General features: G+C 30.2%; 8 protein-coding genes and 2 pseudogenes (1 of these 10 only partly in view). 1 reads left to right on the top strand and 9 read right to left on the bottom strand.

Features of this window, described 5'->3' with window-relative positions; all coding sequences use genetic code 11:
• From BBG48_RS05885 to BBG48_RS05855, 9 genes and pseudogenes are all read right to left on the bottom strand, one after another.
• Positions 1-166 (bottom strand): replication initiator protein A (locus BBG48_RS05885; protein WP_199560390.1); only part of this gene is annotated, 166 nt, incomplete at its 3' end.
• A 104-nt stretch (positions 167-270) separates the two neighbouring features.
• Positions 271-891 (bottom strand): class I SAM-dependent methyltransferase, encoded by a 621-nt coding sequence (locus BBG48_RS05880; protein ID WP_068912798.1) that lies wholly within the window; start codon positions 889-891, stop codon positions 271-273.
• A 40-nt stretch (positions 892-931) separates the two neighbouring features.
• Complete coding sequence (locus tag BBG48_RS11285; RefSeq protein WP_319946254.1) at positions 932-1,042, bottom strand: CD1845 family protein; 111 nt, start codon at positions 1,040-1,042, stop codon at positions 932-934.
• A 16-nt stretch (positions 1,043-1,058) separates the two neighbouring features.
• A pseudogene (locus BBG48_RS05875) lies at positions 1,059-1,376 on the bottom strand (23S rRNA (uracil(1939)-C(5))-methyltransferase RlmD); the annotation flags it as partial.
• Positions 1,327-3,095, bottom strand: a pseudogene (locus BBG48_RS11520) (recombinase family protein). The pseudogenes BBG48_RS11520 and BBG48_RS05875, both read right to left, overlap by 50 nt.
• A 55-nt stretch (positions 3,096-3,150) precedes the next feature.
• Positions 3,151-3,288, bottom strand: coding sequence for a hypothetical protein (locus BBG48_RS11140; protein WP_004838640.1), 138 nt, complete (start codon positions 3,286-3,288; stop codon positions 3,151-3,153).
• A 418-nt stretch (positions 3,289-3,706) separates the two neighbouring features.
• Positions 3,707-5,086, bottom strand: a complete 1,380-nt coding sequence (locus BBG48_RS05865; protein ID WP_068912795.1) for an MATE family efflux transporter — start codon at positions 5,084-5,086, stop codon at positions 3,707-3,709.
• Between the two features lies 1 nt (position 5,087).
• Positions 5,088-7,562, bottom strand: coding sequence for a PEP/pyruvate-binding domain-containing protein (locus BBG48_RS05860; RefSeq protein WP_068912794.1), 2,475 nt, complete (start codon positions 7,560-7,562; stop codon positions 5,088-5,090).
• A gap of 23 nt (positions 7,563-7,585) precedes the next feature.
• A complete protein-coding gene (locus BBG48_RS05855) occupies positions 7,586-8,182 on the bottom strand; it encodes a TetR/AcrR family transcriptional regulator (protein ID WP_019213939.1) in 597 nt (198 codons plus the stop codon).
• 344 nt (positions 8,183-8,526) lie between these two features.
• On the opposite strand from BBG48_RS05855, the gene BBG48_RS05850 reads away from it, so the two are divergent.
• Positions 8,527-8,551: the start of a plasmid mobilization protein gene (locus BBG48_RS05850; protein ID WP_068912793.1), read on the top strand. It continues 332 nt past the right edge of the window; 25 of the gene's 357 nt are visible here — the first part of the coding sequence; its start codon is at positions 8,527-8,529; its stop codon lies off the right edge, out of view.

Here is an 8,551-nt window from a genome sequence, read left to right as displayed (position 1 = left end):
CCCAGTTATTCTTAAAGGACATTCCTGTGCGTTTCAAAAGCATGGAGTATAGGATGATTGCTTCAGCAGACAATCCCTTAAATTCTTCTCCGTCTACTAATATTTCAGGCACTTTCAGAAAGTTAAATCGCTCTGCTTCTCTGTTATAGAAATAGTCAAAGTCCATACAGGATCACCTCCCTCCTTAAAAATTTACAAAGAAAAAGACGATAGTTTTTTCTTCTATCGCCTTTGGTAACCATTTTTATGAAATTTTTTAAGCAAAGTTTTTTATGCTATTCTTTTAGCAATCATCACACCAACCGGTGCAAGACCTCCATGTACCAATTTCATTTCAACTACTGAAAACCCATATTTCTCTATAAAATCTTCAAATTGATTTTTATTCCATTCTTGATACATCTTAAAACCTGAAATAGACATCAAACTCTTTATAATTTTTCTTTGTTTTCCTTCTTTCCATAGAAATGTAGGAGCAAACAAAATACCATCAGGTTTTAAAACCCTATATATTTCTTTCATTGCTTCATCTGGCTTAGGCATAATATGAAGTGCATTTGCGATTAACACACAATCAAATTTTTCATTAGCAAAAGATAATGATGTTGCGTCGGCTATTTCAAATATAAGGTTTTTCTCTTCTCCACGCTTCCTCGCTTCCAGAATCATTTCTTCGGAGAAATCTGTGCCAATCCAACTTTCAGTATGCCTTGAAAGACTAAACGAGAATTGTCCTGATCCACAAGCAAGTTCAAGTACATTCATGTGTTTATTCAAATGAGGACTAATGTATTCGCAAATTTTATCATAAACTTCTTTATCTTTTTTCATAAAAGGGGCATACAGCTTAGCAAATTTGTCCCAGAATTTTTTATTGCTTTTATCACCCACTGTCAACACTCCTTTTAATATATATTATCTTGTCGATCATTTATATTGATCTTATTTTCTCATTTATACTTTCTAAAAAGCCTATAACTGCTGCTCCAACCATAGGTATTCCGTATGGGCTTAACAAGATTATTCTTATTATCCATCTCATAAATACCCCATTTCTATTAAATCATTTTAAAATGCCTTAAAGCATCCATGATAGCTTCCTCTTTTTCCGGTGTGCATTGTGGAATAACCTGTTTCTCTTTTTTCGATTTGTTATAATGCTCCCTCAGTTTAATTCCGCATTTCTTTTTTATCTGAGCAATATATAGTGTAGGTACTTTTAATCCAAATTTATTCCAAACATATTCTTTGATTTGAGCATATGTTGCCTTACTTTCAGCACTGGTCAAATCAAGCTCATCCAGCTCAATTTCAACTTCTATATGCTTATCGACATCTAGTTTGGACAAAAGTGCTACCGTCTCCACATGCGTTGTCTTTTGCTTGGGAACATAATTTATTCTCCTCGTCATTCTTGTAGGAGCACAATTTATTAATATCATTATCTTTAGCATTTTTTCTTTTATCTTTAAAGTTATTAGAATCTTGACTATCTTTAACTCCTGTTTTGAAATAGAATGTTAAGTCATAAGGATGAACTGTTCCGTCTTTGTCAATTCTACCCACCACGACTTTATCAACTATGCTTTCAAATACTGTTCTGTTAAATTCCTCTATAATTTCTCTATTCTCTAAGACCTTTTTAAATTGCTTTAATCTTTCTTTAATAGAGTTTTCATCTTTGATAGTTAGCTTTAGTGTTTTCTTTTCATCAAGTAATTCTTCTTTTTGTTTTGTAAGTTTTTTATACTTTTTAGCATAAACTTCTTCGTCTATACTATCTTCTAAATGAAGATCAACTAACTTTTTTTCTTGACTAATGATTCTATTTAATTGGTTTTCTAACTTTTTCAAATCTTTGACTAAAGTATTATCATTTATTTCTTCTTCTACAATTTTTAAAAAGTCATCTATTACTGTTGAATCTGCATGGCATAATTGCCTATAGCTTTCAACAAAAGCTTTTTCTATTGCTGCTTCTTGTATTCCTTTTGAATGAGGGCAATATTTTTTACCTTTTTTAGTTGACTTTACACATTGCCAGTTAATTTTTTTATAAATTGAACTAGTGTGCCATGTTCTTCTTGAAAGTATTTCACCACAAAATCCACATTCCAGCATACTTGAAAAAGCATATTGCCTTGATAGTTTCTCTCTTTTTCTATCCTTATTAGCAATGGTGTTTCTATTTTGTGCTCTCCTGAGTCTAATCTCCTGAGCCTTCTCAAAATCTTCTTTTGATATAATTGGCTCGTGATGATTTTCAATATGGTATTTATCAGATTCACCAAAGTTTGCTAGTCTTCTTTTTGTTATGGGATCAACTGTAAAAGTCTTTCCCATTAGTATATCGCCAATATACTTTTCATTCTTAATTATTCCTAAAACTGTAGTATCAGACCATTTTGTTTTACCTATAGGTGTAAGTTCTAGTTCCCTCCCAATGACTGAGCTGCCATTGCCCTCTAAATATCTTTTAAAGATATATCTAACAATTTTAGCTTCTTCTTCATTTATAGAGATACTTTTTGTTACAGGGTCATAGTCGTAGCCAAGGCAACCTTGAAAACCAATAAGCTCCCCCTTTTCCATTTTCATTTTCAGTCCTTTTTTCACATGGGCTGAGGTATTTTCTACTTCTTGTTGAGCTACTGAACTTAATATTGTTAGTAATAACTCTCCATCCATTGTCAAGGTATCTATATTTTCTTCTTCAAATACTACACCAACATTGTTTTCCTTGAGTAGTCTTACATATTTCAAAGTATCTAATGTATTTCTAGCAAATCTTGATATAGATTTAGTAATTATCATGTCTATATCTCCATTTTGACAATCACTTATTAGTCTCATAAAATCTGCTCTTTTAGTTGCAGTTGTTCCTGTTGTTGCTTCATCTGCATATATACTAGCCAAAGTCCAGTTCTTATTATTTTTTATTAGATTTGTGTAATAATCAACTTGCGATTTATATGATTCAAGTTGGTCTTTACTATCTGCACTTACTCTGCAATACGTTTTAAATCTAAATGTAGTGAATTTCTATTTCTTGCTCCTGTATTTGAAGCTTTTATTACTTTTACTTTAGTATTCATTTTACCTCCTTCCCATTTTGTATCTTTCTACAGTGTTATTATATCACAAAATTAACTACTTTCTATCTCTCTTCTTATAATCATTTTCTATTCTATTTTTTATTTTTGTATATTCCTTATCATTAATTAATTTAAGATCATAAAGTCTACATAACATAGCAACTCTCATGCTATAAATCTTTATTGCTTGCATTTTAATCTCCTATGTAAGTTGATTTTTTTACCTTGGTAAGTGGATTAAATTTGAAATATACTAATCTCACATAATCAATTTCAAAAATATTTACACTTCAAAGTATTTGGATTTGTATAGAAAGATGACAAAATACCCCTCACTTTATAAAGTGAAATTTGCCCTCTTTGGTAACCAGAATTTTTATTTTTTATAGTATTTTTGAGTTTTAATGATTAATTTGAACATAAAAAAAGGACTTATGCTCTAAGGCATAAATCCTCTAAAATGAAAGAAACTTTTTCGATTGTTATTTGTATTTAATTTTTTATTATAATTACCAGTATCAAAAAGGTCTGTAAATTTTTTCTATATAAGCATTAGACATAAAATAATACATAGTAATTTCCTCCAACTATTCAACCTGTTGCTAATTCATCTAATGTATATTCTCTTCGTTTTTTAGTTCATTTTTTATTTTATAAACAACAATAACAGCTAAAACAAATGACAAAATATCCGCTATTGGTTGGAGCAAATATATCCCAAATTCTCCATATAAATTAGTAAGTAAATATAAAAGAGGTATGTAGAAAATACCTTGCCTTGAAATCGAAATTATCAACGACCAAAAATATTTGCCTATGTTTTGCATCAACATACTACTTATCGCATAATAGGCTAACAATGGAATTGTTATACATTGCATTCTAAGTATTTGCACTCCTATAGAAATAACTTCACTATCTTTAGACATTGCAATAATAAAATGTTCCGAAAAAATATATAGCACCACTGCTGATATAATCAAAAATATAGTTCCAACAACAACTGTCAAATTAAATGCTGATCTAACTCTGTCATATTTTTTTGCACCATGATTCATTGCACAAATAGGTTGAAACCCTTGCCCCCATCCAATCATAATCATATAAGCTATGGCAACTGTTCTTGAACTTACGGTTAATGCTGCAATAATACTGTCCCCGAAGCTTGCTGCAACTCTATTCAATAAAATGAGGGAAACACTTGTAATTGCTTGCCTTGAAAAGTTAGGCATTCCTCCTACAAGAATATGGTATATGCGTTCTTTACTACATTTTACATTTTTCAAAGAAACAGGAATATTGCCATTTCTTTTCGCCAACATAGTAAGTGAAATACAAGCAATTATTTGCCCTGTCAAAGTTGCAATTCCAGCTCCAACAAACCCGAACTTGAATATAAACATAAATACAGGATCAAGAACCATATTGCTGAACATTCCTAAAAGTAAACCTATCATTCCATCTTTTACATTTCCACAAAGCCTCAATTGATTATAAATAGTAATAGAATACAGACTAAATGGAACGCTTATTATAATCACCTTTAAATACTGAGTAGTAAATTCAAATAAGTTAACAGAAGCATTCCCACCAATGAACTTTGTCAAGTCTGATATAAAAATCCATGACATTATAGCTATCAAAAATCCACTTATAATAGAAAATGCCATTCCTATAGAAGAAATAATTGTCGCCTCTTCTTCATCTTGTTCTCCAAGTTTTTTAGACATAATATTACCGCTACCATATCCAAACCAAAAACCAATAGCCTGAATAATACTCATGAAGCTAAAAACAACACCAATAGCGGCTGTCATCGATTTATCATTTAAAAGTCCGACAAAAAATGTGTCTGTCAAATTATAAATAACCATAATTAGCATACCAACAATTGTTGGAACAGACATTTTTACTATCAAAGGTAAAAGTGGTTCACTTAAAATCTTTTGTCTTCTCAATTCTTTTTGATCTATTTGATTTTTTGATTTCATATCAGCAACCTTTGACCTCGCCGGTATTACCATCTACTTGTATGGTATCTCCATCTTTGAATTTGGTAGTTGCAAAACCAACTCCAAGAACTGCCGGTATATTATATTCTCTTGCAACAATTGCAGCATGGCTCAAAGCAGAACCTGTATCTGCCACAACAGCACTTGCCAGCTTAAATAATGGAGTCCATTCAGGATCTGTAAGATGACAAACTAATATATCTCCTTTTTTCATTTTATAAAATTCTTTGGGACTATTTATTAGACACACCTTTCCAACTGCAATGCCAGTGCTTCCGCTTACTCCTTTTAAGACATCACCATCTGTTTTAAAAATCAATAACTTTGAAGCTTCCCAAACTTTTACTGCTAAATGAAATTTTTCGTTTCTCCTATTTATTTTTTCCTTATCTGATTCATTTAAATTACCTCTGTTAATTACTTCCAACAATTCTTTATGAAAAAGATTAGCCACTCCAGTTTCTATATTTTCATCACCCAAGAGTATAAAGTTAATTCTTTTAACACACTTTCTCACATAATAAAATAGTGTTTCCCACAAATATTGACTTTCTTCACGAACCACATGAAAATATCTAAAATATTTTATCTGTTTTTCTACATCCTGATACTTTCTACCATAGATTTCCTTTACGCTCTCCATAAGCTTAGAAAAATCCTTTATATCGTTACTTTCATTACTATTTTCATTTAATATAGGTCGTAATATATTTATCAGCCTATCAGGATCCTCAAGAAATGTTTTTGCAGATAAACAATAACAATTATAATCAGATTTAAAACCATTATCTTTCATAAACTCATCTGATATATTCTTAAAATCGTTATACTTTTTATATAATTCCTTAAAATTATCTCCGGAAATTATTGCTTTTTTTAAAGCTTCATTTTTTCTTATCTCACGAGCCATTTTATAGACATCATTTGTAACCGCTGATGTTTTATTATCTAAGTCCCAATAAAAATCAAATGATGAATAATTACTATTTGCTTTTTTTATTATTTTGGTAAATTTCTTGCTATTTAAAACTGATGGAAATAATGCATATTTGAATCTATCATAAGCAAGCTTTTGCAAAAGAACATAACTTTCTTCTAAAAAATTTCCACACTCCGTTAATGTCATATTTTCAAAATTTAAGTGCTTGATTCCTTCTATTTCAACTTCATATATATTCATAAAATCTTTGCACTTCTTATAACAGAACTCAAAATCTTTCATGTTCTTTAAAATATTAAAAAATTTAAAAATATTCTTTCCAATTCGCTTTCCGTCATCAGAAAAAGTTTGTATACCATCATCATCTATAATTGGATTTCTTGGTAAAATAATTCCACCTTCTGACAAAATGTTTACTTTCTGATCATTAATTGCCATCAAATAATCGAAATCAAGGACTCTATGTGCAAAAGGCATTTTTTCTAAAAAGAATGACATTACTTCTTGTGTATCCTTTTTGATTTTTTTACCCTTTATATACTTCTCTATTAAATCATTGTCAGTTATATCATTCTTGGAATTTTTTAATGTGGTAATCGCTCTCGCTTGTAAAATATAGACAATATCATTTTTGATAGCCCATTCAATATCCATAGGCATACCATAGTGTTTTTCAATCTCTAAACCGCACTTCATAAGTTCAAGTATTTCTCTATCATTTAATGCACGAGTTTTTCTTTTATCAGAGTTTACCGATACTTCAACAGTTTCCTTATCCCCGTATATAATCTGAGTTTCCTTGCTTCCAATATTTACTTCGATTATATTTCCTGATTTGTCAATAATGTAGCTATCCGCTGTAACTCTTCCGCTTACAACGCTTTCTCCTAAGCCAAAGCTTGCATTTATTTGCATCTCATTTTCTTTTTTGTTTACTGGGTTTACAGTAAATAAAACTCCTGATTTTTCACTCTCTATCATTTCTTGAATAACAACTGCAATAGAAACTGAAGTTTGATCATAACCTTGATGAAATCTATAGCTTACAGCTCTATTCCCCCAAAGTGAAGCATAACAATTACGCACCCCATTTAATACACTTTCAATACCTTGAACATTTAAATAAGTTTCTTGTTGCCCTGCAAAACTGGCATCCGGTAAATCTTCTGCCGTTGCTGAAGAACGCACTGCAACTCTTGTATTATTTCCAAGATTAAAATATTTTTCTCTTATTTCATTTTCCAATTGCTCAGGAAATTTCCCAGACTTTATCTTTCCTCTAAAATGCTCAGCTTCATTTAGAAGTATTTTTTCATCATCTGCTGATTTTTTAATTCCATTTTCAATGAGGCTATCAATAGCATTTACTTTTAAAAAATCTCTATATGCGTCTGCTGTTATAACAAAACCACTTGGAACATTTATTTTAGCCGAAGTCATTTCTCCAAGATTAGCTCCCTTACCTCCAACAATTAATACATCTTCCTTTTTTATCTCATTAAAATCCAGAATCATTTCTATCACCTTCCTTTTTACAATTAAATTTCTATATATTTAAAAACAATGCTTTGTATATAAATATTAAGTACTTCCTCAAATGTATCTTCATTAAAATGGAAATAATTTGAACATAGAACAAAGCTTCCAACAAAGGCATTTGATAAACCTTGCTTATCTACGCTTTTTACTACATTGTTTTTGTACCAATAATCTATTAACCTATCCAAAAAATCCCCATATAGATTTTCTACTCTATTCACTTTCTTTGAATCTTGACTCGCAAATATTCTAAATGCCTCTTGATAAATTTGCTGATTTCTAATTTTCTCAGTCATGTCTATTGAATACTTAAAAATTACCTCTGAAAGGAATTTTTTAGGATTCGTAAGTGAATTTGAAAATTCTTTTTCAATGTTCTCCAATTTTTGTATTGATCTATATGCCATTAAATCAATGACAAGAGATTCTTTATCTTTCCAAAAATTATAGAAACTCCCTTGAGCTATTCCGACTCTTTTTGTCAATTCCGAAATGCTAAGTGATTTTGTCCCTTTATCATGAAATAAATCAAGAGCTGTTTCCATAATACTTTCTTTAATTTTTATCTTTTCTTCTTCTGTAAATGCCTTTCCCATATTTTTATCCTCCGAGAGTGGTTTTTTGTCTATGAATTTTACAATTTTTATTCATAGATATTATAGCTCTTCTTTCTGTATATGTCAATGAATATTATTTTTTATATTCACAGATGGCTTCGAATTGAATACATCATTATAATTTGGTATAATATAGCTATAAATTCAAAACTTGCTTAACGCTTGATATCTAATTTATTCTTATGTAGCAAGCACAGTAAGTGAGTACCCACTTACGAAAAATTGATGAAGCAGAACCTTTATGGACTGCTTCTTTTTTTATCAATTTTACCTTGTTAGGGAGAACCCTAATACCCCAATATTTTATGATAAGGAGATATACTATGGATAATAGAAAAAGAAATAATC

It is taken from the genome of Criibacterium bergeronii, assembly GCF_001693775.2.
Taxonomy (GTDB): Bacteria; Bacillota; Clostridia; order Peptostreptococcales; family Filifactoraceae; genus Peptoanaerobacter; species Peptoanaerobacter bergeronii.
This window is presented reverse-complemented; position numbering and strand designations above follow the sequence as displayed.

Coding starts and splice junctions, on each gene's coding strand:
- BBG48_RS11285 (WP_319946254.1), bottom strand. CDS start 1,042: ATGAGATGGATAATAAGAATAATCTTGTTAAGCCCATACGGAATACCT.
- BBG48_RS11140 (WP_004838640.1), bottom strand. CDS start 3,288: ATGCAAGCAATAAAGATTTATAGCATGAGAGTTGCTATGTTATGTAGA.
- BBG48_RS05865 (WP_068912795.1), bottom strand. CDS start 5,086: ATGAAATCAAAAAATCAAATAGATCAAAAAGAATTGAGAAGACAAAAG.
- BBG48_RS05860 (WP_068912794.1), bottom strand. CDS start 7,562: ATGATTCTGGATTTTAATGAGATAAAAAAGGAAGATGTATTAATTGTT.
- BBG48_RS05855 (WP_019213939.1), bottom strand. CDS start 8,182: ATGGGAAAGGCATTTACAGAAGAAGAAAAGATAAAAATTAAAGAAAGT.